Consider the following 26,050-nt stretch of genomic DNA (forward strand, 5'->3'; position numbering starts at 1 on the left):
GCGCGATGCGCGGCCCGCGGCCGCGCCGCCCGTATCAGCCCTCAACGACGTCGAGATAGTCTTCCGGCCGCGTGCGGTCCTCCGCATGCGCCATGCCCATCGCGCGCACCAGCACGCTCACCACCACCGCCACCACCAGGTTCACGACCAGCGACCACACGGCCGCGTAGCCGGGAATCGCGACACCGAACAGGTGGATCGTGAAGATCGAGCTGGCCAGCTTCAGCGAGATCGCCATCCACGTACCGCACACGATGCCGGCCGCCCAGCCCGCCAGCAGGCCGCGATGGTCGAGCACGCGCGTGTACAGGCCGAGCACGATCGCGGGCAGCGTCTGGATGATCCAGATCCCGCCCAGCAGCTGCAGCTGGATCGCGTAGGTCAGCGGCAGCCCGAGGATGAACGCGACCGCGCCGACCTTCACGATCAGCGACACGAGCTTCGCGACGTGCGTCTCCTGGTCGTGCGACATGTTGCGGTTCACGAACTCGCGGTGGATGTTGCGCGTGTACAGGTTCGCGGCCGCGATCGACATGATCGCCGCCGGCACCAGCGCGCCGATGCCGATCGCCGCGAACGCGACGCCGACGAACCACGACGGGAAGTACTCGAGGAACAGCGCGGGCACCGCGAAGTTCGGGCCGAACGCCTTGAAGTACGGCGCGTACTGCGGCATGTCCTTCACGCCCGAGGCGAGCGCCATGTAGCCGAGCAGCGCAAGCAGGCCGAGCACGAACGAGTACGCGGGCAGCATCGCCATGTTGCGGCGGATCGAGTTGCCGGACGACGACGACAGGATCGCCGTCACCGAGTGCGGATACAGGAACAGCGCGAGCGCCGAGCCGATCGCGAGCGTCGCATACGCGCTGTAGCCGTTCAGGCTCATCGCGTCGGGCGCCTTCAGCAGCAGCTTCGCGGGCGGCACGCTCGCGAAGATGTGCCCGAAGCCGCCGAGCTTCGCCGGGATCACGATGACCGCAGCGGCAATCGTGATGTAGATCAGGATGTCCTTGACGATCGCGATCATCGCGGGCGCGCGCAGGCCCGACGTGTACGTGTACGCGGCGAGGATCGCGAACGCGATGATGAGCGGCAGGTCGCCGACGAAGCCGGTCGTGTCGAAGCCGAGCGCGCCGATCACGACTTCGATGCCGACGAGCTGCAGCGCGATGTACGGCATCGTCGCGAGGATGCCCGTCACCGCGATCGCGAGCGCGAGCATCCGGCTGCCGTAGCGCGCGTTCACGAAGTCGGCGGCCGTCACGTAGCCGTGCCGCTTCGCGATGCTCCACAGTTTCGGGAACACGACGAACGCGAACGGATAGATCAGGATCGTGTAAGGCAGCGCGAAGAAGCCCATCGCGCCGGCGCCGAACACGAGCGCGGGCACCGCGACGAACGTATAGGCCGTATAGAGATCGCCGCCGAGCAGGAACCACGTGACGATCGTGCCGAAGCGGCGTCCGCCGAGGCCCCATTCGTCGAGATGGGCGAGATCGCCGCGCCGCCAGTTCGCGGCCAGAAAACCGATGATCGTGACGCCGATGAACAGCAGGACGAAGACGAAGGTTGCGCCGAGATTCATCGCGCACCTCCTTGCGGGCCGCTCGCCTTCCACGCGTTCCTGGTCTTGAAGTACACGAACGCGGTAATCACCGCGCTGATGAAGACCCACAGCAGCTGGTACCAGTAGAAAAACGGAAAACCGAACAACTGCGGTTCGATCTTGCTGTACGACGGTACCCAGACCATCGCGATCAGCGGCAGTACCAGTAGCCAGAGCCAGCGCTTGGCGGCTCGGTTGGCGTCGGCATCGTGAGCCATGACGTCTCCTCTTGTTTCCCGGTTATCGATCTTGTTGAGCGGGTACGGCACCGAGAGGAGCGCAAAACGGGTAGGCTGCGGCTCCCCTGGCTTCGCGCCAGTATAGGAGCCGCGAGCGCGCGGTCAAGCGGGGGCGAACCCGAGGTGATCCGCCCCCAGTCGCGCGGTTGCACCGGCATGCGGCCGGCGCATGAGCGTCAGATCGCGAACGCGGATTCGCGTGCGCCCGTCGTTTCTTTCAAAGCTTTCACCCACTTGCGCGCGGGCAGCTTCAGCGTGTCCTCGATCAGCTTCGCGCGTGCTTCCAGCTGCGCGAACGACACGTCGAGCGCGGGGCCCGAGAACGCGATCGCGATCCGGTTGCCGTCGTGCACTTCCGGCAGCGCGATCACGCGATGATCGAATGCCGCGTTCAGGTGCTTCATATTGCGCACGAAGCTCGGATGGTCGCCGAACAGGTTGATCGTCGCGATGCCCGCGTCGGCGAGGCAGCCGCGCACCGCGCGGTAGAACGCGACGCTGTCGAGCACCGGGCCGCGCGCGGTCGCGTCGTACAGGTCGATCTGCAGCGCGCCCGTGGTGCCGCGATTGGCCGGATCGTTGACGAAATCCCATGCGTCGGCTTCGTGCACGACGAGGCGGTCGTCATCGGGCGGCAGCGCGAACATCGTGCGCGCCGCGACGATCACGGCCGGATTCAGTTCGACGGCCTCGACCTTCGCGTGCGGCAGGAAGCGGTGCGAGAACTTGGTCAGCGCGCCGGTGCCGAGGCCGAGCTGGACGATCCGCTTCGGCGTTTCGAGGAACAGCAGCCACGCCATCATCTGCTGCGCGTATTCGAGTTCGATGGCGAGCGGCTTCGAGATCCGCATTGCGCCCTGCACCCATTCGGTACCGAAGTGCAGGAAACGCACGCCGCGCTCTTCCGAGAACGTGACGGGCGCGAAGCGCGGCTTGCGCGGCGCGTCGAGGACGGGCACGTCGTCGTGTTCGTCGATCTCCGGGCGGCGCTTCACGCGCGGCGGCTGGAGCTTGTCGGAACCGTTGTAGGCGGACGCCTTGCGTTGCTTGAACGCGCGCGCCTCGGCGGATGCGCGCTTGATGAGTCGGGTCATGATTGAATCTCGCTGGGTAATGCTGGATGAGCGGACGAGAGGATAGCATTGGTGGAGGGCCGGCCATGACGGGCCCACTCGCGCTCATGCATGACGCCCCATCCCGTCGGCACTACGCTACATCCAGCAATCGATGGAGGGCACATGACCTCGAACGACAGGAAGATCTGGTTTCCGGCAAAGCGCTACGGATGGGGATGGGGTTTGCCGGTCGCATGGCAGGGGTGGGTCGTGTTGCTCCTGTTCGCGATCGGGATCGTCGTCGCCGCATGGATTCTGCCGCCGCAACGATCGCCGCTTGCATACGGCGCCTGCATCGTGGTGCTGGTCGCGCTGCTGACCGCCGTTTGCTGGCTCAAGGGCGAGAAGCCTCGGTGGAGATGGGGCAAGGACGATTGATCGTCTGGCGCGATACGTACGCGACGCACGCGGAACGGCCGAATTGTCCCAAGTCTCCACGCGACGCAAGAATGTGAAGGAACGGCCGCGGGCCGGAATATCGCATGCGCGCTCGCGTTCCACACCACGCACTCAAATGCCGAACCGACATCCGCTGTCGGCGTTCGCCGCCTGCCTGCCCCGCTCCTGACGCCGCGTACGAACGGCTGCACCGTGCTGCCGCGCGCGCCTTGAAATATACCCAAATAGGGATAAATTCGTCGATGGATCCATACACCAGACCGCTCTACTGGCTCGGCTCGGCGCGCAAGGACCTGAAGGCGATGCCCGAAACCGTGCAGGACACGTTCGGCTATGCGCTGTACCTGGCACAGACGGGACGCAAGCACGATCAGGCCAAGCCATTGAGAGGATTCGGATCGGCCGGTGTGCTCGAGATCGTGGAATCGGAAGACAACGGCGCGTACCGTGCCGTATATACGGTGAAGCTCGGGAACAGCGTGTACGTGCTGCACTGCTTCCAGAAAAAATCATCGAGCGGCATCGCGACACCGAAGCCGGCCGGCGACCTGATCCGCGAACGTCCGAAAGCGGCCGAAGCTCACGCAAAGGGAGAAAAGCGATAATCGAAATCGAACAGGGCAGCGGAAACGTCTACGCTGATCTGGGTATGCGCGATGCCGACGAAATGCGTGTGAAGGCCCAGCTCGCCGCCAAGATCGCGGAGATCATCAAGGCCCGCAAATGGACGCAGCAACACGCGGCCCGGTTGCTTGGCATGACGCAGCCGAAGCTGTCGAACATGCTGCGCGGGCAGTTTCGCGGTGTGAGCGAAACGAAGATGCTCGAATGTCTGGCGAAGCTCGGGCGCGACGTGCAGATTGTCGTCGGGCCGGACCGTCAGTCGGACGTCGAAGGGCACATCGAAGTCGTGTTCGCCGCCTGACGAGGCACGGCGAGCGGCACGCTCATGATTCCGTGGAGCAGCCGATCCCGAAGTGATGCGCAGCCGTGACACGGTCACGGCAGCCGAAGTGGCTCCCGCTGCGCGACCCGGCTGCGTCGCCAAGTCGGATGACAGCCCCGCATGACGCAAACGGCGCAAGCCGCCGTAACGCCGCGGATCGTCAAACTCCCGCCACAGCACTCAAGTTGTATATACATTAATAATTTCAACCGACCGTTCCGATTCCTGCGCCGAATGTCATTTCACGCGCAAGGCCCGTCGAATAGGAAGGTGTGCTGCGTGCTGTCAGCGAAAACCCCACTTCTGTCACTCTCTCCAATTCGTTATCTTGTATATACAACTAGGCTGATGAAACAGCCCGGTTGAATGTGCTGCGCCCTGCCAGGGCGCGCTGACGATCCTATTTGAAATTCCAAGTCGATGAAGAAGCTTGCCCTGTGCATCGCGATCCTGGCGATCGCAACCTCCGCCTCCGCCAAGGAGTGGTCCACCGTCCGGTTCGGCGTCGATGCGAGTTATGCACCGTTCGAATCGAAGAGCACGGACGGCAAGCTGGTCGGCTTCGACATCGATCTGGGCAACGAGATCTGCAAGCGCCTGAACGCGAAGTGCGTGTGGGTCGAGAGCGCGTTCGACGGCATGATCCCGGCGCTGAAGGCACGGAAGTTCGACGGCGTGCTGTCGTCGATGTCGATGACGCCGCAGCGCGAAGCGCAGATCGCATTTTCGACGAAGCTGTTCCACACGCCGACGCGGCTCGTCGCGAAGAAGGGCGCGAATCTGAAACCCACGCCGGAATCGCTGAAGGGCAAGACGATCGGCGTCGAGCAGGGAACGATCCAGGAAGCGTACGCGAAGGCGAACTGGGCGCCGCTGGGCGTGCAGATCGTGCCGTACCAGGATCAGGACCAGGTGTATGCGGATCTGGTCTCGGGCCGTCTCGACGCAGCGTTGCAGGACGCGGTACAGGCCGACATGGGCTTCCTGAAGACCGCGCGCGGAACGGGCTTCGCGTTCACGGGCGGCGACCTGAGCGATCCGAAGGGCGCGCTCGGGCACGGCGCCGCCATCGGCCTGCGCAAGGAAGACACCGACCTGAAGGCGAAGATCGACAAGGCGATGGCCGACATGATCCAGGACGGCACATACAAGAAGATCGAAGCCAAATACTTCAGCTTCGACGTGTACGGCAGCTGACAGGCAATGGCGCGGGCGCGCCCCGCGCCCGTATGGCGTCCTGCACATTCACACCATCATGCAAACACGAACCCATCCGCTGATTTCCCCGTCGCTCGGCACCGAGCGGCAACTGACGAGCTTCCACTACGGTCCGACGGGCGGACAGAAGATCTACATCCAGTCGTCGCTGCATGCCGACGAACTGCCGGGCATGCTGGTCGCATGGGAACTGCGCAAACGCCTTGACGCCCTCGAGACGGCGGGCAGGCTGCGCGGCGAAATCGTCATCGTGCCGGTACCCAATCCGATCGGCCTCAACCAGCGGCTGCTCGGCCACATGGTCGGCCGCTTCGAAAGCGGCACCGCGGCGAACTTCAACCGCAACTTCCATCACCTGGCCGAACTCGTGATGCCGCGCATCGAGTCTCGCCTGACCGATGACGCGCAACAGAACCTGCTCGCCGTGCGCGCCGCGATGCGCGAAGCGCTCGACGAGCAAACGCCGGCCACCGAGCTCGAATCGCAGCGCCTCGCGCTGCAGCGCCTGTCATATGACGCCGACGTCGTGCTCGACCTGCACTGCGACTTCGAAGCGGCGATGCATCTGTTCACGAATCCCGACACGTGGCCCGACGTCGAGCCGCTCGCGCGCTATCTCGATGCGAAGACGTCGCTGCTCGCGCTCAATTCGATCGGCAATCCGTTCGACGAGATTCACAGCTTCAGTTGGTCCGAGCTGCGTGCCCGTTACGGCGAACGCTATCCGATTCCCCATGGTTCGATCTCGGTGACGATCGAGCTGCGCGGCCAGGCGGACGTGAGCTACGCATTTGCCGAGCGCGACGCGAACGCGATCGTCGAATACCTGACGCTGCGCGGCGTCATCGACGGCACGCCCGCGCCGCTGCCGGAACTCGCATTCGCGGCCACGCCATTCTCCGGCAGCGAACCGCTCGTCGCGCCGATCTCCGGCGTGCTCGTGTTCCGTGCGCCGCTCGGTGTCTGGGTCGAACCCGGTGAGCCGATCGCCGATATCGTCGACCCGCTGACCGGCCGCGTCGTCACGGTCGCGAACGCCGTCGCTGGCGTGCTGTATGCGCGGCAACGCACGCGCTTCGCCACCGCGGGGCTGGAAGTCGCGTGCGTCGCGGGCGCCACGCCGATTCGAAGCGGTTCGCTGCTGCCGAACTAGGCTCGCCTCGCGCATCTCCAACGGTTTTCGTCACGGATCGCGGCGCCGGAATCGCCGCCGCGCGCTTGCCGCCGCGCCCGCGCGCGGTGGTGCCGTTTCCTCGGCGATGGTGGGTCGTTCATTTCGTTCGGCACATTGCGATACGTTGCGCCGCCATCCGGGCGGACAACCTCAGGAAAGAATCCCGCGCCAATGCGAGAGTTTCCGTTCGAACGACAGCATCGCGTTCGCGGGGCTCGACGAAGGCAATACGAGCGTCGTGTAGCCGGCCTCGCCGATCACGTCGGCGAAGCGCCCCGCCGTCTTCCCGTTGAAACACACGTTCTCCAGCAACGGCGCATGCTCGCGCAACGACGCGAAGTCGTTCGGCTTCGCATGGCGGATCGCGGAATCGAGACTGCCTTGACGATGGCATGCGTCGAGGACATCCCAGATGCCGATGTCGTGCGAAAGCACGCGTTCGAGCCCCGCGTCATACGCGAGCTCGCGCAGCGCGGGCTCGCCGAGCGCCACGCCCAACAGTCGCCAGAACTGATTGATATTTTGTCCGGTTTGACACCGCTGTCGATCACACAGCATGCTGCTGCCACGCACGCATTTCGTTTCGACGTGAGCTGTTTCGTCGTTACGTCACCGAAACCTGCTAACGTCGGTTTCAGCCATACCTGCTCCACCACACGGGATCCGTAAGCATGAGTCACATCCACTTCATTGGCGGGGAAAAAGGCGGCGTGGGCAAATCGCTCGCCGCTCGCGTGCTAGCCCAGTATTTCATCGATCGGAGCGTGCCCTTCCTGGGCTTCGATACCGACCGATCGCATGGCGCGCTGCTGCGGTTCTATTCGGACTTCGCCGCGCCTGCCGTTCTCGACCAGCATGACAGCCTCGATCCCGTCCTGGAATCGGCCGTCGAAGATCCGCAGCGACGCATTCTGGTCGATCTCGCCGCCCAGACGCAGCAGTCGCTCGCCGAATGGCTCGACGATTCGGACGTGTTCGGTTTTGCCGAAGAACACAACCTCACGCTCACGTGGTGGCACGTCATGGACACCGGACGCGATTCGGTCGACCTGTTACGGCGGTGGCTCGACGAGTTCGGCGGACGAATCAAGCTGATACTCGTGCTAAACGAAGTGCGCGGCGATCGTTTCGAGATCCTGGAGGCATCCGGCGAGCGCGAACGGGCCGAAGGGCTTGGCGCCAGCGTAATAACGCTGCGCCGCCTGCCCGATACGACCATGCAGAAGATCGATCGACAGAGCGCCAGCTTCTGGGCGGCGGTCAATCATCCGGACCGTGCCGCCACCGGGCTCGGCTTGCTGGAGCGGCAGCGCGTCAAGGTATGGCTGCATCGCACATATACGGAGCTGGACGGGGTTACGTTGTAGGCTGATCCCACTCTGCGCGCGGTGCATGGGGAGTGATCCGGTCCCACGGCAAGCAGCGAGCGAGGAAGCCCGCTGCCTGACACGCTACAGGCTAATCGCGATCGCGCGCCAGAGATGCAATTTCTGCTCGAACGACAGCATCGCATTCGCCGGGCTCGACGACGGCAGCACGAGCGTCTCGTACCCGGCCTCACCGATTACGTCGGCAAACCGCCCCGCCGTCTTGCCGTTGAAGCACACTTTCTCCAGCAACGGCGCATGTTCACGCAACGACGCGAAGTCGTTCGGCTTCGCATGGCGGATCGCGGAGTCGAGACTGCCTTGACGATGGCATGCATCGAGGACGTCCCAGATGCCGATGCCGTGCGACAGCACGCGCTCGAGCCGCGCGTCATACGCGAGCTCGTGCAGCGCGGGCTCGCCGAGCACCGCGCCCAACAGTCGCCAGAACTGATTGCGCGGATGCGCGTAGTACTGCGCGGCATCGAGCGACGCCTCGCCCGGAAAGCTGCCGAGGATCATCGTGTGCGTATTCGGCGCGACGACCGGCGGAAAGCCTTGCAGCATCACACAGCTCCGCGCGACCCGACGGATCCGGGCCCATCGCCGTGCGCGTCGAGATGCCGCCACAGCGCGGGCAGCATGCACTCGGTCACCATCAACGGCTTGCCGTGACGCTGGAACACCGAGCGCCGAGCGGCGAACGCGTGCGGTGCTCGCGCACCGCCAAGCGCATGGCTCGCCAGCGCATACAGCGGATGGCCGGCGATCACGCGCCGGCTGACGAGCGCCGAGCGCTCGACCTGCGGATCGCTGTACAGCAGTTCCGCCAGCGGCCGCGTGCGCAGCCGCCGCATGGCCTGCCACACGCCCTTGCTGGCCGCGAGCGGCGCGAGGCTGTGCGCGGCGACGTACGGCGTGCCGTCGACCGACAGGATCACCTCGCGCACCCACATCGGCGCGCGCGGTGCACTGTCGAGCGCGTCCGGCTCGTCGAACCACGGGCAGTCGACGGCCTCGCGCGTCACACGCACGTTCACGCTGCCGAGCCGCGCGAGATGCGCGGTCAGCGAACCGCCGCGCGTCAACCAGTCGCGCTGGTCGAGCGTGCAGCCGGGCCGGGGCGTTTCGCGCCAGCCCGCCTGTGCGCCGTCGAATCGCATCCGCGTGTTCACGCGGTGCGCGACAGCAGCAGCGCGTTGGTCCGCTTCACGAAGCTCGCCGGATCGTCGAGCATCCCGCCTTCGGCCAGCAACGCCTGGTCGAACAGCAGATGGCACCAGTCGCCGAAATCGGCGCTGTCGGCGTTCAGCTGCTTCACGAGCGCATGGTCCGGGTTGATCTCGAGGATCGGCTGCATCGCCGGCGCGTTCTGGCCGGCCGCCTTCAGCATCCGCTGCAGGTAGCCGCTCATGTCGTTGTCGTCCGCGACGAGGCACGACGGCGAATCGGTCAGGCGGAACGTGACGCGCACTTCCTTCACCTTGTCGCCGAGCGCTTCCTTCATCTTCTCGACGACCGGCTTGACCGCCTCGCCCGCCTGCTCCTGCGCCTTCTTTTCCTCGTCGTTCAGCTCGCCGAGGTCGAGATCGCCGCGGGCGACGCTCGCGAGCGGCTTGCCGTCGAATTCATGCAGGAACGACAGCATCCATTCGTCGACGCGGTCGGTCAGCAGCAGCACCTCGACGCCCTTCTTGCGGAACACTTCCAGATGCGGGCTGTTCTTCGCGGCCTGCCACGTATCGGCGGTCACGTAGTAGATCTTGCTCTGCTCGGGCTTCATGCGCGACACGTAGTCGGCGAGCGACACGTCCTGCGCATCGGTGTCGCCGTGTGTCGATGCGAAGCGCAGCAGCTTCGCGATGCGCTCGCGGTTCGCGTGATCCTCGCCGAGACCTTCCTTCAGCACCTGGCCGAACGCGCTCCAGAACGTCTTGTACTTCTCCTTGCCGGCATCCTCTTCCGCGTTCGCGAGCTCCTCAAGCATCGACAGCGCGCGCTTGGTCACGCCTTCGCGGATCGCCTTTACGTCGCGGCTTTCCTGCAGGATTTCACGCGACACGTTCAGCGGCAGGTCGGCCGAGTCGACGACACCTTTCACGAAGCGCAGGTATTGCGGCAGCAGTTGCTCGGCGTCGTCCATGATGAACACGCGCTTCACGTACAGCTTCAGGCCGCCGCGGTAGTCGCGGTTCCACAGGTCGAACGGCGCGTGCGCCGGCACGAACAGCAGTTGCGTGTATTCGCTGCGGCCCTCGACGCGGTTATGCGTCCACGTGAGCGGATCCTGGTGGTCGTGCGCGATGTGCTGGTAGAACTGCGTGTACTGCTCGTCGGTGACGTCGCTCTTCGAACGCGTCCACAGCGCGCTCGCCTGGTTGACGGTTTCGTCCTCGTCCTTCAGGACCATCTCGCCCTTTTCCTGATCCCACTCTTCCTTGCGCATCAGGATCGGCAGCGCGATGTGATCGGAGTACTTCTGGATGATCGACTTCAGGCGATGCGACGACAGCAGCTCGTCCTCGCCTTCGCGCAGGTGCAGCGTGATCGTCGTGCCGCGCTGTGCGCGCTCGATCGCGTCGATCGTGAAATCGCCCTCGCCCGCGCTTTCCCAACGCACGGCTTCGTTCGCCGGCAGGCCGGCGCGGCGCGTCTCGACGGTGATCTTGTCGGCGACGATGAAGCCCGAGTAGAAGCCGACGCCGAACTGGCCGATCAGCGCCGCATCCTTCTGCTGGTCGCCCGATAGCTTCGTGAAGAATTCCTTGGTGCCCGAGCGCGCGATCGTGCCGAGGTTCGCGATCGCCTCGTCGCGGCTCATGCCGATGCCGTTGTCATCGATCGTGATCGTGCGCGCGGCCTTGTCGTAGCCGATGCGGATGCGCAGGTTCGGATCGTTCTCGTACAGCGCGTTGTCCGCGAGCGCTTCGAAACGCAGCTTGTCGGACGCGTCGGACGCGTTCGACACCAGTTCGCGCAGGAAGATTTCCTTGTTGCTGTAGAGCGAATGGATCATCAGGTGGAGGAGTTGCTTGACCTCTGCCTGAAAGCTCATCGTTTCGTGTGCCATGGATGCTGTTTCCTCTTACTTGAACTTGAATGGTGTGGCGCGGGTGCCCGGCGCGCGATGCCGGCGAGCCCGTCAAGGACGACCGCCCGGCGCAAGCGGTTTGCGCGGGTATCTGGGGCCGGGCGGCCGGATTTCAAGGGGCGGCGAGCCGCCCGCCATCACGACGCGCGCCGCGCAGCCGACTCGATATAACGCGCGAGAAACCCCGGCAGCGCCGGATCGCCGCAGTTCGCGACGTTGAAGCGCGTCCACGTCGACGACGACTGCTGCGGCGAGAACAGGCTCCCCGGTGTCAGCAGGAACCCTTCCTCATGCGCGGCAGCCGCGAGCGCGTCCGAGTCGACACCGGTATCGGCCCACAGGAACATCCCCGCCGCCGGCATCGTGAAGAGCCGCAGCCCGGTGCGCTCGAGCATCCGCGCGGTCTTGTCGCGCACGCCGTCGAGCCGTGCGCGCAGCCGCTCGACGTGGCGCCGGTAATGCCCTTCGGTCAGGATCTTGTAAAGCACGCGCTCGTTGAGCTCCGGCGTCGTCATCCCGACCAGCATCTTCTGGTCGGTGATCGCCTTCGCGATCTCGGGCGCGCACGCGACATAACCGACCCGCAAATTCGCCGCGAGCGTCTTCGAATAGCTGCCGAGGTAGATCACGCGCTTCAACTGGTCGAGGCTCGCGAGTCGCGTGGCCGGATAGCTCGGCGGGCACAGGTCGCCGTACACGTCGTCCTCGACGACGAGGAAGTCGTATGCCTCCGCGAGCTTCAGGATCCGGAACGCCTGCGCGGCCGACAGCGACGTGCCGGTCGGATTCTGCAGCACCGAATTGATCACGAGCATCTTCGGCCGCCACATCTGCACGAGCGTTTCCAGCGCGTCGAGATCGGGGCCGTCGGGCGTGTACGGCATGCCGACCAGTTGCGCGCCCTGCGACGCGAAGCGACCGAACATCTGGAACCACGCGGGGTCGCCGACGATCACCGCATCGCCGGGGCGCACGTAGATCCGCGAGATCAGGTCGATCGCCTGCGTGATGCCCGACACCAGCACGAGCTGCTCGGGCTTCGCGCCGATCTCGACTTCCGCGAGCCGGGTCTGCAATTGCTGGCGCAGCGGCAGGAAGCCCTGCGCGGTGCCGAAGCCGAGCATCTGCGCGCCGGACTGGCGCCCGAGCGCGCGCAGCGCGCCGGTAATCAGCTCGCCGTCGAGCCAGCGGCCCGGCAGGTAACCGAGACCCGGCCCCTTTTCCGGACTGACGGTATGCAGCATGTTGCGCAGCAGCCAGACGACGTCGATCGTGTTGTGCACCGGCGCGGCCTCGGCCACGCGCACGACGTTGTCGGCCAGCTGCGGCCCCGCGGCCGTGCGCTCGCGCACGTAGAAGCCCGAGCCGCGCCGCGAGTCGAGGTAGCCCTGCGCGACGAGCCGTTCGTACGCCTCGACCACGGTGAAGCGCGACACGCTCTTGTCGAGCGCGAGCTTGCGGATCGACGGCATCCGCATGCCGGGCCGGAACACGCGTTCGTCGATACGGCGCCGCGCCCACTGGACGAGCTGGTCGACAAGCGTGAGCGTGGCCGTATCGTGCGGTACGGGAATCTGGGCGAGAGGGACGGTGGACATGGGCTGCAGCTCCAACTGTACCGAAGGGTATCGCGCCGATTGTACCGTTACTGTGCCGGTGGCGACGATTACAGTTGACCGCAATGGCGATCGTGCGGCCGCCGTTCCGGCCCTGCCGCACGCGGGGCAGCACCGCCCGGCGCGCATCGCAGCCGGGCACCGGCCGGCCGCGCAGCCGCCCGGCATATCGCCCGCCCACCATGACACTTTCGTTTCCCGACCGACGTTCATGCCAGCCCGCTCCCTGACCCTCGACCATCTCGTGATCGCCGCGCGCACGCTCGACGACGGCGTGCGCCATGTCGCCGACGCGCTCGGCATCGAACCGGCCGGCGGCGGCCGCCATCCGCTGATGCGCACCCATAACGCGCTGTTCGGTGCGTGGGGCGGGCTGTACCTCGAAGTGATCGCGATCGATCCCGACGCCCCCGCCACCGGCGACGACGCCACGCCGCCGCGCGCGCGGCTGTTCGCCCTCGACGACCCGGCGATGCACGCACGGCTTGCGCAGGGCCCGTTCCTCGCGCACTGGGTCGCGCGCGTCGACCGCCCGCGCCAGCTCGCGCTGTGGCAAAGCCAGTACCCGGCGCGCATCGCGCCGGTCGTCGCGATGCGGCGCGGCGACCTGAGCTGGGGCCTCACGGTGCCCGACGACGGCGCGTTCCCCGCGTGGCAGGGCGCCGGCGACGGCCTCGCGCCGTCGCTGATCCAGTGGGACAGCCCGCACCATCCGGCCGAATCGCTGCCGAACCACGGCGTCGCGCTGAAGGCGCTCAAGGGCGTCCACCCGCGTGCGGACACGATTCGCGAGCAGCTCGACTGGCTCGGCGCCGACCATCTGCTCGACCTCGAAACCGGCGACGGCCCGCCCGCGCTCGTCGCCGAATTCGATACGCCGCAAGGCACACGCACGCTGCGCTGACCGTCCGGCCGCCCCTCGATTACACGAACCCAGCAATACGGAGACACCCAGTACATGAATTCGCGCGAAACCCGGGGCATGCTGCTCGGCCTGATCGGCGTGATGATCTTCAGCCTGACGCTGCCGATGACGCGGATCGTCGTCTCCGAACTCAATCCGCTGCTCAACGGGCTCGGCCGCGCGCTTGCCGCGTCGGTGCCGGCCGGCCTGCTGCTGTGGTGGCGCCGCGAACGGCTCCCGACGCGCGCGCAGCTGAAAAGCCTCGCGGTCGTGTCGGCCGGCGTGATCATCGCGTACCCGGTGTTCTCCGCATGGGCGATGAAAACCGTGCCGGCGTCGCACGGCGCGGTGGTCAACGGGCTGCAGCCGCTGTTCGTCGCGCTGTACGCGGCGTGGCTGTCGCACGAACGGCCGTCGAAGGCGTTCTGGGCCAGCGCGCTGGCGGGCAGCGCGCTCGTGATCGCATTCGCGCTGCGCGACGGCGGCGGCACGGTGCAGGCCGGCGATGCGCTGATGCTCGTCGCGGTCGGCATCGGCGCGCTCGGCTATGCGGAAGGCGCGCGCCTCGCGCGCCAGATCGGCGGCTGGCAGGTGATCTGCTGGGCGCTCGTCGTATCCGCGCCGTTCCTCGTGCTGCCGGTCGGCTGGCTCGCGTGGACTCAGCACGTCGCGCACCCCGCCCCGCTCGCGCTGCGCACGTGGCTCGCGTTCGGCTACGTGACCCTTTTTTCGCAGTTCATCGGCTTTTTCGCGTGGTATGCGGGGCTTGCCATCGGCGGCATCGCGCGCGTCGGCCAGGTGCAACTGCTGCAGATCTTCTTCACGATCGCCTTTTCCGCGCTGCTGTTCGGCGAAACGGTGACGCCGTCGACGTGGTTGTTCGCGGCCGCCGTGATCGCGACCGTGATGCTCGGCCGGCGCTCGGCGGTGGCCACGGCCCCGCGTCCCGCTCGCGCCGGTTGATGAGGTGCGCCATAATGTCCGTTTTGCCTGAACGGTTCTGCCCACCCGGCCGCGACGGCCCGATCGTGCTCCCGCGTGCCCATCCGGCCGCGTCGACACGATCTGCCTGATCGACCTTTCTTGACTGACCACGATATCCGAACGAGGAGACTATGAATCCGAGCGACCTGCACCCGCCGCACTGGCAGCTTTCCGAACGCGCCCGCAAGCTGACGAGCTCTGCGATCCGCGAGATCCTGAAGGTCACGGAACGCCCCGAGGTCATCTCGTTCGCAGGCGGCCTGCCCGCTCCCGCGACGTTCCCGGCCGAACGCATGCGTGCCGCGGCCGACCGCGTGCTGCGCGATGCGCCCGCCGCCGCTCTCCAGTACAGCGCGACCGAAGGCTACCTGCCGCTGCGCGAATGGATCGCCGAGCGCTACAGCGTGCGCGTGTCGCAGGTGCTGATCACGACCGGCTCGCAGCAGGCGCTCGACCTGCTCGGCAAGGCGCTGATCGACCCGAACAGCCCGATCCTCGTCGAAACGCCGACCTACCTCGGCGCGCTGCAGTCGTTCTCGCTGTACGAGCCGCGCTACGTGCAGGTGCCGACCGACGAGCAGGGCCTGCTGCCCGAAGGCCTCACGCCCGATCTCACGCAAGGCGCGCGCCTGCTGTACGCGCAGCCGAACTTCCAGAACCCGACCGGCCGCCGCCTGCCCGTCGAGCGCCGCCGCGCGCTCGCCGCGTTCGCGCAGTCGAGCCCGTTCCCGGTGCTGGAAGACGACCCGTACGGCGCGCTGAACTACCAGGGCGAGCCGCTGCCGACGATGCTGTCGATGGCACCGGACCACGTCGTGCACCTCGGCACGTTCTCGAAGGTGCTCGCACCGGGCCTGCGCATCGGCTACATCATTGCCCCCGAAGAACTCCACTTCAAGCTCGTGCAGGCCAAGCAGGCCACCGACCTGCACACGCCGACGCTCACGCAGCGCATCGCGCACGAAGTGATCAAGGACGGCTTCCTCGACGAGCACATCCCGACGATCCGCCAGCTGTACGGCGCGCAATGCGAAGCGATGCTCGCGTCGCTCGCGCGCCACATGCCGGAAGGCGTCACGTGGAACCGCCCGGACGGCGGCATGTTCATCTGGGTGAACCTGCCGGCGCAGATCGACAGCATGAAGCTGCTCGAGGCGGCGGTCGCCGACCATGTCGCCTTCGTGCCGGGTGCGCCGTTCTTCGCGAACGACCCGCAGCAGAACACGCTGCGCCTGTCGTTCGTGACGGTGCCGCCGGAGAAGATCGAGGAAGGCGTCGCGCGCCTCGGCAAGCTGCTGCGCGAGCGTCTCTGATCCCCTTTTTCCCTGTCACGACTCTCTACGAGGAATCGAACACATGGCTAACGTCTACGACAAGCTGAAGTCGCTCGGCATCGAGCTCCCGACCGCCGGCGCACCGGCCGCCGCCTACGTGATGAGCGCGCAAAGCGGCAACACGGTCTACCTGTCGGGCCACATCGCGAAGAAGGAAGGCAAGGTCTGGGCCGGCAAGCTCGGCGCCGACCTGCAGACGGAAGACGGCAAGGCGGCCGCGCGCTCGATCGCGATCGACCTGCTCGCGACGCTGCACGCGCACACCGGCGACCTGAACAAGGTCACGCGCATCGTGAAGCTGATGAGCCTCGTCAACTCGACGCTCGAGTTCACCGAACAGCACGTCGTCACGAACGGTGCGTCGGAACTGATCGCCGAAGTGTTCGGCGACGCGGGCAAGCACGCGCGTTCGGCATTCGGCGTCGCGCAGATTCCGCTCGGCGCATGCGTCGAGATCGAACTGATCGCCGAAGTCGCCTGAGCGACGTAAACCTCGTCACGCAATCGTCACGATGACCAGCCGCCGCGTCCGCTTCAAACAGGTCGACGTCTTCACGTCGGTGCCGTTCAAGGGCAACCCGCTCGCGGTCGTGTTCGACGCCGACCCGCTCGGCGACGACGACATGCTCGCGATCGCCCGCTGGACGAACCTGTCGGAAACGACGTTCGTGTGCGCGCCGACCGATCCGGAGGCCGATTACCGCGTCCGGATCTTCACGCCGGGCGGCGAACTGCCGTTCGCCGGCCACCCGACGCTCGGCACCGCACACGCGTTTCTCGAAAGCGGCGCGCGGCCGCGCACGCCGGGCCGGCTGATCCAGCAATGCGGGGGCGGCCGGGTCGAACTGCGCGAGCAGGCCGATGGCTGGGCATTTGCCGCGCCGCCCGCACGGTTCACGCCGCTCGACCGTTCGGACTACCCGGCGCTGGCTGCCGCGTTACGCAGCGACGCGATCGATCCGGACGCCGAACCGTGCGCGGTCGACAACGGCGCGCCGTGGCTCGTCGTGCGGCTCACGTCGGCCGAGGCCTGCATCGGCCTCGCGCCCGATCCGGCCGCACTCGAGGCCATCACCCACCGCTACGGCGCGCACGGCCTCGCGGCCTATGCGCCCCACCCCGACGGCGGCCCCGCGACGTTCGAAATTCGCTGCCTGATGGCGGGCGGCAGTTTCGGCACCGGCGAGGACCCCGTCACCGGCAGCGCGAACGCCGCGCTGGCCGGGCTGCTGAGCCGCCAGCAGCGCCGCCCCGGCCCGTCGTACACGGCCCGCCAGGGCACGGCGATCGGCCGCGAAGGCCGCATTGCCGTTCGCTATGACGACGACGGCACGATCTGGATCGGCGGCCACGTCGTGACGGTCGTGGACGGCACGTTCCAGGCGCCTGCCTGACGTTTCGCCATGTGCGATGGCGTCGACCCGGCTGGCGCCCTACGGTTCCCCCGGCTATCGCAAAAACGTTCCAGCCAGTAATATCGGGCCTAATCCGTCGCTTCGGCGGGTCTGTCCATGGTTGCGCATCCCGCGAACGAACAGACGCCGGTGCGGCCCCAACCATAGCCACCCATCTTGAGAGGGTGGCAAACGAGAGCAGGCGCCACCCTTTTTCGATGAGCTCCGCCCGGACAAACCACACGCCGCCGACTCGGCCGCTGCGCGCACCGCGCAAGTCGCGCCGGCGCGCGCTGTTCGCGATCCCGCTGCTCGGGATGCTGGCGCTCGCGCTCCTATGGGCGGTGATCATCGCGCGGCTGGCGGTCGAAAAGGACAGCGCGTACAAGGAAGCGGCGGCATCCGCGGCGATCCTGTCGTCCGCGCTCGAGCAGCATACGGTCAAGGCGATCCACCAGGTCGACCAGATCACCCGCTTCGTCAAGTTCGAATTCGAGAAATCGCCCGCCCGCTTCAACCTCGCGAGCGCGGTCGAAAAAGGTGTCGTACCGAGCGACACGCTGATCCAGGTCTCGCTCGTCAACGCGAAGGGCATCCTGTTCGCGAACACGGCCGAACGCCATCCGCAGCCGATCAACCTGTCCGACCGCGAGCACTTCAAGGTCCACCTCACGCACAACGACGACCGCCTGTACATCAGCAAGCCCGTGCTCGGCCGCGTGTCAAGCCACTGGACGCTGCAGATGACGCGGCGCCTGAACAACCCCGACGGCAGCTTCGCGGGCATCGTCGTCGTGTCGGAAGACCCAAGCTACTTCACGAACGACTTCTACAACAACGCGGCGATCGGCAAGGAAGGCGTGATCGCCGTGGTGTCCGACACGGGCGCCGTGCTGGCGCGGCGCACCGGCTCGGTCAACAACGCACCGGGTGCGTTCTCCGCATCGGGTGTCTACCCGATCGCCGAGCGCGTGACGGGCACGATCATCGACCCGATCGACGGCGTGATGCGCATCGTGTCGTACCGCCACCTCGACGGCTACCCGCTCGCGGTGATGGTGGGGCTGTCGCAGAGCGAGGAATTCACGGACTACTACCACACGCGCAACGTCTATCTGCTGATGTCGAGCTTCATCACGCTCGCGATGCTCGCGTTCTTCGGCGTCGCGACGGGGCTGATCGGCAAGCTGCTCGGCCGCGAGCGCGAGATGACCCAGCTCGCCGAATACGACCTGCTCACCGGGCTCGCGAACCGCTACGCGACGCTGCGCGGGCTGCGCAACGACGTGGCGATGCCGACCAGCCTGTCGCGGCTCGGCCTGCTGTTCATCGACCTCGATAACTTCAAGACCGTCAACGACACGCTCGGCCACAACGCCGGCGACATCGTGCTGCAGATGACCGCGTCGCGCCTGTCGGACGCCGTCGGCGACGAAGGGTCGCTCGCGCGGATCGGCGGCGACGAGTTCGTGGTCGTGATGAAGGGCGACGACGTCGAGCGGCGCGCGGTGCGGCTCGCGGAAGCGATCATCCGGATGTTCAGCGATCCGTTCGACGTGCGCGGCAGTTCGTTCGTGCTGCATGCGAGCATCGGCATCGCGCTGCACACCGTCGCGAACGAGAGCGAGATCGACCTGCTGAAGAAGGCCGACCTCGCGATGTACAGCGCGAAGGACGCCGGCAAGAACTGCTATCAGTTCTACGCGCCGCACCTGTCGCACCGCGCGGACCACCTGATGCGCTGGGAGCAGCAGTTGCGGGTCGCGCTCGCCGAAGGGCAGCTGTTCCTCGCGTACCAGCCGAAGATCGACCTGACGCACCGCACGATCACCGGCTTCGAGGCGCTCGCGCGCTGGGACCACCCCGAGCATGGAATCATCTCCGCGAACGAATTCATTTCGATCGCCGAATCGACGGGCCTGATCGTGCCGATCGGCGACTTCGTGATCCGCACCGCGTGCGAACAGATCGCGCGCTGGCGCGACGACGGCCACGACACCCTGACGCTCGCGATCAACATCTCGCCGGTGCAGTTCTGGCGCGGCGACCTGATCGAGACGATTTCCCTGGCGCTGCAGGACACCGGCATCGACGCGAACCGGCTCGAACTCGAGATCACCGAGACCGCGATGATGGAATATCCGGAGCTCGTGTCCGAGAAGATCGTCGCGTTGAAGAAGCTCGGCATCCGGATCGCGCTCGACGATTTCGGCACCGGCTATTCGTCGCTGTCGTACCTGCACCGTTTCTCCGTCGACACGCTGAAGGTCGATCGCTCGTTCGTGCAGGCGATCCCGAACGATCGCAGCGTGTGCGTGATGGTGTCGTCGATCGTGCATCTCGCGCGCTCGCTCGGCCTGACGGTCGTCGTCGAGGGCACCGAGACCGAGGAGCAGATCGCCTGGCTGTCCGCGCTCGGCGAGATCGAGGCGCAGGGCTTCCTGTTCTCGCGCCCCGTGCCGGCCGATGCGATCCCCGCGCTGATCGCGCGCTTCGGCGTGCGTGGCGACCGGCCGAGCGTCCTCACGCACCGCGCGACCGGCAGCACGGGCGCCTGAGCGCCGCCCCCACGCGCGGCACCGTTGCGCAACACGCCGATTGTTTCGGCCTCCAATCCGGCTGTTTAGTTCGTTTACTAGCGTTTTCGCGCATGGCAGTGTCACGATGCGCGGCGGACAATCCGGAGGGCTATCGTGTCGGCGGGCCGCCGGCACGTTCCTATGCGCGAGACCAGGCCCAGCACCAACAGCACAATCATGACCACCGTCGAAGTCGAAGCGGCCGAACGTGTCGAACAGGCACAGGCATCCCTGTGGACCTTGTTCAAGGTCATCGCCGGCATTTCCGCCATCTCGTGGGGCGGGCTATCGATGATGGCGCAGCTCGAACGCCATTACGTCGACCGGTTGCAGCGCATCGAGCCGCACGTGTTCGCCGATCTCGTCGCACTCGCATGGCTCGTGCCCGGCCCCGTCGGCTGCAATGTCGCGGTGCAGGTCGGCCAGACGCTGCACGGCCGCGCCGGCGCATGGGTCGCAGGCATCGCGAGCGTGCTGCCCTTCTCCGTGCTGATGACGCTGTTCGCGATCTTCTACCGCACGCCGATCGTGCGCTCGCTCGCCGCGCCGATGCTGATCAATCACTTCGGGATGGTGCTCGCCGCGCTGATCGGCGTCACGTGGCTCAAGCAGTTGCGCACGCTCGTGCGCACGCGGCTCGAACAGGTGATTGCCGCGCTGTCGACGATTCTGCTCGCCTTCGCGCATAGTCCGGCCGCTTTCGTCGGGATTCTGTTCGCAGCGTTTGCAGCCGGCTGGCTCACCGGGCCGCCGCAAGACGACGCGGTCGATTTCACGCTGTCCAGGCGTGACCGCAACCTGCTCGTGCTGCTGGCGATTCTCGTCGCGCTGTTCGCGCTGCCGCTGTCCGGCGACTACCAGATGACGCTCCTGTGGCCACGACTCGCCGGCGCCGGCATGACGCTGTTCGGCGGCGGCTTCTCCGCGCTGCCCGTGCTCAAGACGCTGTTCGTGTCGCCGGGCACCGGCATCACCGATCACGACTTCACGCTTGCGTTCGCGTTGTCGCCGGTGTCGCCCGGCCCGCTGCTGAACGTCGTGCCGTTTCTCGGCTACCTGACCGACGGCTGGATCGGCGCGCTGCTCGCGACCGCCGCCCTGTTCATTCCGTCGGGATGCCTCGTCGTGTTCGCGCACAACCACCTGCTCCGGCTCAAGCGCCATTCGCGCTTCGAGCACGGGATGCGCCTGCTGCGCGCGGCGACAACGGGCTTTCTCGTCGTCGCCGTCGTGAAGATCCTGCATCGCGAACCGGCCGATCCCGTCTATTGGTTCACGGGCGCCTTTGCCACGCTGTGCTTCGCGCGCTTCAAGGTGCCCGTGTATGCCGTCTACGGCGCGGTCGCGGTCGCGTGCGGCGTGTGGCTATGGGCCGTCGCGCACTGACGGCCGGCCGCGGTCATCCCCGCCTTCACCACCCCCGCCGCGCCGGCCGTATGGCGCTCAGCCTGCCTGCACCGCGACGCGTCGTGCGATCCAGCGCGCCCGCAGCGCGTCGTACGCGAGGTTGAAGCAGAACGTGTAAGGCAGGAAGAACAGCACGATGCCGAGGTCGAGCAGCAGCGCCTCGACGAGGCTCACGTCCAGCCACCATGCGGCGACCGGCACCACCATCGCGACGAGGCCGAGCTCGAACGCGACCGCGTGCGCGATCCGCATCCCGAGCGTGCGCGTGAGGCCCACCCGCCGCTCGAAGCGGTCGAACAGCGTGTTGAACGTCATGTTCCAGGCCATCGCGATCAGCGACACCATCACCGTCAGCACGCCGACGTGCGACACCGGCATGTCGAGCAGCCATGCGCCGATCGGCGCGCACAGCGCGATCGCCACCAGTTCGAACGTCAGCGCGTGAACGAGGCGTTCCGTTACCGTCTTGTTCGTCTGTTTCATGATTCCCTCCAATGCGTTTGCTAGCTCATGTCCGCGATTTTGATCGGCATGACCGTACGAATCCAGTTTGATACCATCGGTTTTACCGATATAACGTTGTGAGACCCGCCGCATGCGCCACGCCCCGGAAGCCCTGCTCGCCTTCGCCGAAGCCGCGCTGCTCGGCTCGTTTACAGCCGCCGCGCGCAAGCTCGGCAAGCGCCAGTCGACGGTGTCCGAAGCGATCGCGAACCTCGAAATCGATCTCGGCGTGCAGTTGTTCGACCGCTCGACGCGCACGCCGACGCTGACCGATGCCGGCCGCGCGCTGCTGCCGCAGGTGCAGCGCGCGCTGGAGGCCGGCGCGGCGATCGACCGCACCGCCGCGCGGCTCGCGCAGGGCGAGGAAGCGCGGCTGACGCTCGTCGTGTCCGATACGTACCAGTCGAAGCGTTACGAGGACACCTTGATGGCGCTCGAACGGCGCTTTCCGGCGCTCGAGCTCGAATGCCAGATCGCCGAGCACGAGGACGTGCTCGACCTGATCCAGCAGGGCCGCGCCCAGCTCGGGCTGATGGCCGCGCGCGCCGTCTACCCGCCCGATATCGGCGCGGCGACGGTGGCGGAGGAGTCGGAGATCGGCCTGTTCGTCGGGCGCACGCACGCGCTGGCGGCCTACGGCGACGCCGACGTGCCGCATGCGGTGCTACGCGACGCGCGCGAACTGCGCCTCAACACGTACGTGAAACCGGAGGATCGCGGCGCCGACGACCGGATCGTCGTCGGCACGCAGCGCTGGCTCGCGCCAAGCTACCTGATGCTACTGGAGATGGCGGTGCTGGGATTCGGCTGGGCCGAGCTGCCGCGCTGGATGGTCGAGCACTTCGCGCGCGATCGCCTGTGCGAGCTGCGCTCGCGCGGCTGGCCGCGCCGCGTGCGGGTCGATGCGGTCTGGTCGCGCAACCGGCCGCTCGGCCCGGCTGGCGCGTGGCTGCTCGATGCGATGCTGGCCGCGTAGCGGCACGCGGCACCGCGCCGGCGGCGAGCGCCGGGCGACGCCGCAGGGTCGAAGATCAGAAGCCGCGCGACAACACGGCCGCGCCGATCGTCACGACGCCGAGCACGAGGTTGACGACGACGAGCAGGCGCACCGCATTCACCGCGCGCGCGCCATCGGGCCAGTTCTGCGCCTGCACCGCGCGACGGATGCGCGGGAACAGCGCGAAGCGGATATGCCCGAAGATCAGCATCATCACGACACCGAGGCCTGCCATCGCATGCAGCGACCACGTCGCATGCGCGCCGCCGAATTCCATCAGCAGGAACCCGCCGGACAGCAGGATCACGATCACCGATCCCGACACCCAGTTGAAGAAGCGGCCGAACACGCCCTCGATCAGCGGCAGCCGAAGCTGCGGCGTCAGGTCGGACAGCGCCGGGCGCAGGCAGAAGTTCGCGAAGACCATCCCGCCCACCCACACGGCGACGGCCAGCAGATGAAGAAACAGCGCGACGGCAACAGCGTGGGACATGGCGGCAATCCTGTTATGAGTTGAGTGCAACGAACAGCCGCGTCACGCGCGGTCTCGAGCGACGTTCGACCGGCGGGCCGCCGCTCGGTTCGAACCCGAGGCGGCATTTCACAATATTTTGCAAGTTCCGCATGACGGCGCCACTCTCGCTTACCTGAATACGTCGCCCCAAAAGAACAGGCCGCACGCCCGCCGAAGCGGGGGTGCGGCCTGCGGTGCCGGTCGCCCGGGCGACCGGATGCGGCGTCAGCCGAGCAGCGGACGCATCTCGTTGACGACCTTCAGCTTCGTCTCCGGCGCACGGCCCTTGCGTGCGCGCTTGCCGACGTGCGGCGCGAGCCCCGCGTACGACAGCGTTTCGTCCTGCGCCTTGCCGCCGCGCCCGGTGCCGCTCAGCACGACGCCTGCCGGGTCGATCGCGAGCGCCTGCACGAGCGTTTCCTTGTCGTCGAGCGCCATCAGGATCACGCCGCGGCCGCCGCCGGACAGCGTCTTCATCTCGTCCATCCCGAACACCAGCAGCCGGCCGCCGCTCGACAGACACGCGACCTGCGTCGCGTTCGGCAGCACAGGCATCGGCGCGAGCGGCACCGCGCCCGTAGCTGCGCCCGCATCGATCGTCATGAACGACTTGCCGGCCTTCACGCGGCTCACCATGTCGCCGACCTTCGCGAGGAAGCCGAAGCCGTTGCTCGACGCGAGCAGCAGTTGCTGGTCGGCCGGCGCCGCGTAGTAGTGCATCAGGTGCGAGCCCGATTCGAGCTCGATCAGCGACGTCACCGGCACGCCGTCGCCGCGCCCGCCCGGCAGCACCGACACGTCGACCGAGTACACGCGGCCGCTGCTGCCCCACGCGATCAGGCGATCGGGCGTGCGGCACTGGAACGCCGCGTACAGGTTGTCGCCGGCCTTGAACGAGAAGCCGGCCGGGTCGAGCCCGTGGCCCTTCAGCGCACGCACCCAGCCCTTCTGCGACACGACGACCGTCACCGGCTCGTCGACCACCTTCGCCTCGAACGTCGCGCGCTTTTCCTGCTGGATCAGCGTGCGGCGATCGTCGCCGTACTGCTTCGCGTCGGCCTCGATCTCCTTGATCATCAGCCGCTTCATCGCGCTTTCGTTCGCGAGCAGCTCCTCGAGCTTCGCCTTTTCGTCGCGCAGCGCCTCGAGCTCCTTCTCGATCTTGATCTTCTCGAGCCGCGCGAGCTGACGCAGGCGGATTTCGAGGATGTCTTCCGCCTGGCGGTCGGTGAGGCCGAACGCGCTCATCAGCGCGGCCTTCGGCTCGTCCGCCTCGCGGATGATGCGGATCACCTCGTCGATGTTCAGGAAGACGATCATCCGCCCTTCGAGGATGTGGATGCGGTCGTCCACCTTTGCGAGACGGTGGCGGCACCGGCGCGTCATCGTCAGCTGGCGGAACTTCACCCATTCGTCGAGGATCGTCAGCAGGCCCTTCTGGCCCGGCCGCCCGTCGGCGCCGATCATCACGAGGTTCAGCGTCGCGTTCGACTCGAGGCTCGTGTACGCGAGCAGCGTGTTCACGAATTCCGTCTGGTCGATCGTGCGCGACTTCGGCTCGAACACGAGCCGCACCGCCGCTTCCTTGCCCGACTCGTCGCGCACCGCGTCGAGCAGGTCGAGCATCGCCTTCTTCGTGTTGAGCTGCTCGGGCGTGAGCGTCTTCTTGCCGAGCTTGAGCTTCGGGTTGGTCAGCTCCTCGATTTCCTCGAGCACCTTCTGGCCCGACGTGCTCGGCGGCAGCTCGGTGACGACGAGCTGCCACTGCCCGCGCGCGAGATCCTCGATCTTCCATTTCGCGCGCACCTTCAGGCTGCCGCGGCCGGTTTCATAGGCCGCCGCGATCTCGGTGTCGCTCGAGATGATCTGGCCGCCGCCCGGGAAGTCCGGGCCGGGGATCAGGTTCATCAGCTCCGCGTGCGTGAGCTTCGGATTGCGGATCAGCGCGACCGCCGCCGCCGCGACCTCGCGCAGGTTGTGCGACGGGATTTCCGTGGCGAGGCCGACCGCGATGCCCGATGCGCCGTTCAGCAGCACGAACGGCATGCGGCTCGGCAGCGTCTTCGGTTCCTCGAACGAGCCGTCGTAGTTCGGCATGAAATCGACCGTGCCCTGGTCGATCTCGTCGAGCAGCAGCTTCGAGATCGGCGTGAGCCGCGCTTCGGTGTATCGCATCGCCGCCGCGCCGTCGCCGTCGCGCGAGCCGAAGTTGCCCTGACCGTCGATCAGTGGATAGCGCAGCGAGAAGTCCTGCGCGAGACGCACGAGCGCGTCGTACGCCGACTGGTCGCCGTGCGGGTGGTATTTACCGAGCACGTCGCCCACCACGCGCGCCGATTTCACCGGCTTCGCGTCCGGGCCGAGGCCCATTTCGTTCATCGCGAACAGGATCCGGCGCTGCACCGGCTTCTGGCCGTCGCAGACATCGGGCAGCGCGCGGCTTTTCACGACGCTGACGGCGTAGCTGAGGTACGCCTGCTCCGCGTAGTTGCCGAGTGTCAGCGCATCGGCGTCCGGTGCGTCGGACCCGGCAAAGAGATCGGAAGTATTGTCGTCCATCTGAATTCCGTATTCGTAACTGGCATGAGGCCGGGCCGGGCGTCAGGCCCGGCCGCGCGGAGGCGGTGTCGTGTTCGATGCCAAGCGGTGCTGATGCGCCAGC

General features: G+C 66.8%; 24 protein-coding genes and 1 pseudogene. 14 read left to right on the forward strand and 11 right to left on the reverse strand.

The features are described from left to right. Positions 1-34 precede the first annotated feature (34 nt). The 3 genes from mctP to AC1Z3W_RS32060 all read right to left on the reverse strand — a co-directional run bounded on the left by mctP (position 35) and on the right by AC1Z3W_RS32060 (position 2,939). Positions 35-1,585, reverse strand: a complete 1,551-nt coding sequence (gene mctP / locus AC1Z3W_RS32050; protein WP_057929006.1) for a monocarboxylate uptake permease MctP — start codon at positions 1,583-1,585, stop codon at positions 35-37. Next, positions 1,582-1,824, reverse strand: coding sequence for a DUF3311 domain-containing protein (locus AC1Z3W_RS32055; RefSeq protein WP_057929007.1), 243 nt, complete (start codon positions 1,822-1,824; stop codon positions 1,582-1,584). The genes mctP and AC1Z3W_RS32055 overlap by 4 nt, the downstream gene beginning before the upstream one ends. Before the next feature lie 197 nt (positions 1,825-2,021). Further along, positions 2,022-2,939 carry a class I SAM-dependent methyltransferase gene (locus tag AC1Z3W_RS32060; RefSeq protein WP_057929008.1) on the reverse strand — a complete coding sequence of 306 codons (918 nt, stop codon included), beginning with the start codon at positions 2,937-2,939 and terminating at the stop codon, positions 2,022-2,024. Positions 2,940-3,083: 144 nt separating this feature from the next. Between AC1Z3W_RS32060 and AC1Z3W_RS32065 the strand changes: the two genes are divergently transcribed. From AC1Z3W_RS32065 to AC1Z3W_RS32085, 5 genes are all read left to right on the forward strand, one after another. Beyond that, positions 3,084-3,338, forward strand: a complete 255-nt coding sequence (locus AC1Z3W_RS32065) for a hypothetical protein (RefSeq protein WP_124834026.1) — start codon at positions 3,084-3,086, stop codon at positions 3,336-3,338. A gap of 263 nt (positions 3,339-3,601) precedes the next feature. Then, a complete protein-coding gene (locus AC1Z3W_RS32070; RefSeq protein ID WP_185734499.1) occupies positions 3,602-3,964 on the forward strand; it encodes a type II toxin-antitoxin system RelE/ParE family toxin in 363 nt (120 codons plus the stop codon). Next, positions 3,961-4,284, forward strand: coding sequence for a helix-turn-helix domain-containing protein (locus AC1Z3W_RS32075; RefSeq protein ID WP_124834025.1), 324 nt, complete (start codon positions 3,961-3,963; stop codon positions 4,282-4,284). Before AC1Z3W_RS32070 ends, AC1Z3W_RS32075 begins: the two co-directional genes overlap by 4 nt. Before the next feature lie 441 nt (positions 4,285-4,725). Continuing rightward, positions 4,726-5,502: an ABC transporter substrate-binding protein gene (locus AC1Z3W_RS32080; RefSeq protein ID WP_057929012.1), complete on the forward strand. Its 777-nt coding sequence runs from the start codon at positions 4,726-4,728 to the stop codon at positions 5,500-5,502. A 58-nt stretch (positions 5,503-5,560) separates the two neighbouring features. Continuing rightward, entirely contained in the window at positions 5,561-6,676 is a 1,116-nt protein-coding gene (locus AC1Z3W_RS32085; RefSeq protein WP_057929013.1) for a M14 family metallopeptidase, read from the forward strand. 171 nt (positions 6,677-6,847) lie between these two features. Here the strand turns inward: AC1Z3W_RS32085 and AC1Z3W_RS32090 are convergent. After that, positions 6,848-7,213 (reverse strand): annotated as a pseudogene (locus tag AC1Z3W_RS32090) (DNA-deoxyinosine glycosylase); the annotation flags it as partial. 155 nt (positions 7,214-7,368) lie between these two features. On the opposite strand from AC1Z3W_RS32090, the gene AC1Z3W_RS32095 reads away from it, so the two are divergent. Next, a complete protein-coding gene (locus AC1Z3W_RS32095; RefSeq protein WP_057929015.1) occupies positions 7,369-8,064 on the forward strand; it encodes a P-loop NTPase family protein in 696 nt (231 codons plus the stop codon). An 84-nt stretch (positions 8,065-8,148) separates the two neighbouring features. On the opposite strand, the gene AC1Z3W_RS32100 is transcribed toward AC1Z3W_RS32095, so the two are convergent. The 4 genes from AC1Z3W_RS32100 to AC1Z3W_RS32115 form a co-directional block, all read right to left on the reverse strand. Next, positions 8,149-8,631 (reverse strand): DNA-deoxyinosine glycosylase, encoded by a 483-nt coding sequence (locus AC1Z3W_RS32100; protein WP_483509292.1) that lies wholly within the window; start codon positions 8,629-8,631, stop codon positions 8,149-8,151. Further along, a complete protein-coding gene (locus tag AC1Z3W_RS32105; RefSeq protein WP_057929043.1) occupies positions 8,631-9,227 on the reverse strand; it encodes a chorismate--pyruvate lyase family protein in 597 nt (198 codons plus the stop codon). The genes AC1Z3W_RS32100 and AC1Z3W_RS32105 overlap by 1 nt, the downstream gene beginning before the upstream one ends. A gap of 8 nt (positions 9,228-9,235) precedes the next feature. Next, positions 9,236-11,134 carry a molecular chaperone HtpG gene (htpG, locus tag AC1Z3W_RS32110; RefSeq protein WP_483509293.1) on the reverse strand — a complete coding sequence of 633 codons (1,899 nt, stop codon included), beginning with the start codon at positions 11,132-11,134 and terminating at the stop codon, positions 9,236-9,238. Between the two features lie 158 nt (positions 11,135-11,292). Beyond that, entirely contained in the window at positions 11,293-12,753 is a 1,461-nt protein-coding gene (locus AC1Z3W_RS32115; protein ID WP_057929018.1) for an aminotransferase-like domain-containing protein, read from the reverse strand. A 229-nt stretch (positions 12,754-12,982) separates the two neighbouring features. Here AC1Z3W_RS32115 and AC1Z3W_RS32120 point away from each other — a divergent pair, with 229 nt between their 5' ends. The 7 genes from AC1Z3W_RS32120 to AC1Z3W_RS32150 all read left to right on the forward strand — a co-directional run bounded on the left by AC1Z3W_RS32120 (position 12,983) and on the right by AC1Z3W_RS32150 (position 21,352). After that, the gene (locus tag AC1Z3W_RS32120) at positions 12,983-13,675 is read left to right on the forward strand and encodes a VOC family protein (RefSeq protein ID WP_124834021.1); all 693 of its coding nucleotides are present in this window, start codon (positions 12,983-12,985) and stop codon (positions 13,673-13,675) included. 54 nt (positions 13,676-13,729) lie between these two features. After that, positions 13,730-14,638 (forward strand): DMT family transporter, encoded by a 909-nt coding sequence (locus AC1Z3W_RS32125; protein WP_057929020.1) that lies wholly within the window; start codon positions 13,730-13,732, stop codon positions 14,636-14,638. Between the two features lie 152 nt (positions 14,639-14,790). Next, on the forward strand, positions 14,791-15,972 hold the full coding sequence (locus AC1Z3W_RS32130; RefSeq protein ID WP_057929021.1) for an aminotransferase-like domain-containing protein: 1,182 nt from the start codon (positions 14,791-14,793) through the stop codon (positions 15,970-15,972). A gap of 34 nt (positions 15,973-16,006) precedes the next feature. Then, positions 16,007-16,474 (forward strand): RidA family protein, encoded by a 468-nt coding sequence (locus tag AC1Z3W_RS32135; protein ID WP_409364306.1) that lies wholly within the window; start codon positions 16,007-16,009, stop codon positions 16,472-16,474. Between the two features lie 31 nt (positions 16,475-16,505). After that, positions 16,506-17,387, forward strand: a complete 882-nt coding sequence (locus tag AC1Z3W_RS32140; RefSeq protein ID WP_483509294.1) for a PhzF family phenazine biosynthesis protein — start codon at positions 16,506-16,508, stop codon at positions 17,385-17,387. Positions 17,388-17,605: 218 nt separating this feature from the next. Next, positions 17,606-19,945 (forward strand): bifunctional diguanylate cyclase/phosphodiesterase, encoded by a 2,340-nt coding sequence (locus AC1Z3W_RS32145; protein ID WP_057929024.1) that lies wholly within the window; start codon positions 17,606-17,608, stop codon positions 19,943-19,945. A 198-nt stretch (positions 19,946-20,143) separates the two neighbouring features. After that, positions 20,144-21,352, forward strand: coding sequence for a chromate transporter (locus AC1Z3W_RS32150; RefSeq protein WP_057929044.1), 1,209 nt, complete (start codon positions 20,144-20,146; stop codon positions 21,350-21,352). Positions 21,353-21,409: 57 nt separating this feature from the next. Here AC1Z3W_RS32150 and AC1Z3W_RS32155 read toward each other — a convergent pair whose 3' ends face one another. Beyond that, the gene (locus AC1Z3W_RS32155; protein ID WP_057929025.1) at positions 21,410-21,856 is read right to left on the reverse strand and encodes a multidrug/biocide efflux PACE transporter; all 447 of its coding nucleotides are present in this window, start codon (positions 21,854-21,856) and stop codon (positions 21,410-21,412) included. A gap of 112 nt (positions 21,857-21,968) precedes the next feature. Here AC1Z3W_RS32155 and AC1Z3W_RS32160 point away from each other — a divergent pair, with 112 nt between their 5' ends. After that, positions 21,969-22,853, forward strand: coding sequence for a LysR family transcriptional regulator (locus AC1Z3W_RS32160; RefSeq protein ID WP_175827223.1), 885 nt, complete (start codon positions 21,969-21,971; stop codon positions 22,851-22,853). Positions 22,854-22,908: 55 nt separating this feature from the next. Here AC1Z3W_RS32160 and AC1Z3W_RS32165 read toward each other — a convergent pair whose 3' ends face one another. Further along, the gene (locus tag AC1Z3W_RS32165; protein WP_057929026.1) at positions 22,909-23,367 is read right to left on the reverse strand and encodes a CopD family protein; all 459 of its coding nucleotides are present in this window, start codon (positions 23,365-23,367) and stop codon (positions 22,909-22,911) included. Positions 23,368-23,613: 246 nt separating this feature from the next. Beyond that, on the reverse strand, positions 23,614-25,947 hold the full coding sequence (parC, locus tag AC1Z3W_RS32170; RefSeq protein WP_483509295.1) for a DNA topoisomerase IV subunit A: 2,334 nt from the start codon (positions 25,945-25,947) through the stop codon (positions 23,614-23,616). Between the last annotated feature and the right edge of the window lie 103 nt (positions 25,948-26,050).

The sequence above is a fragment of the Burkholderia sp. 10_S31 genome (assembly GCF_056930375.1).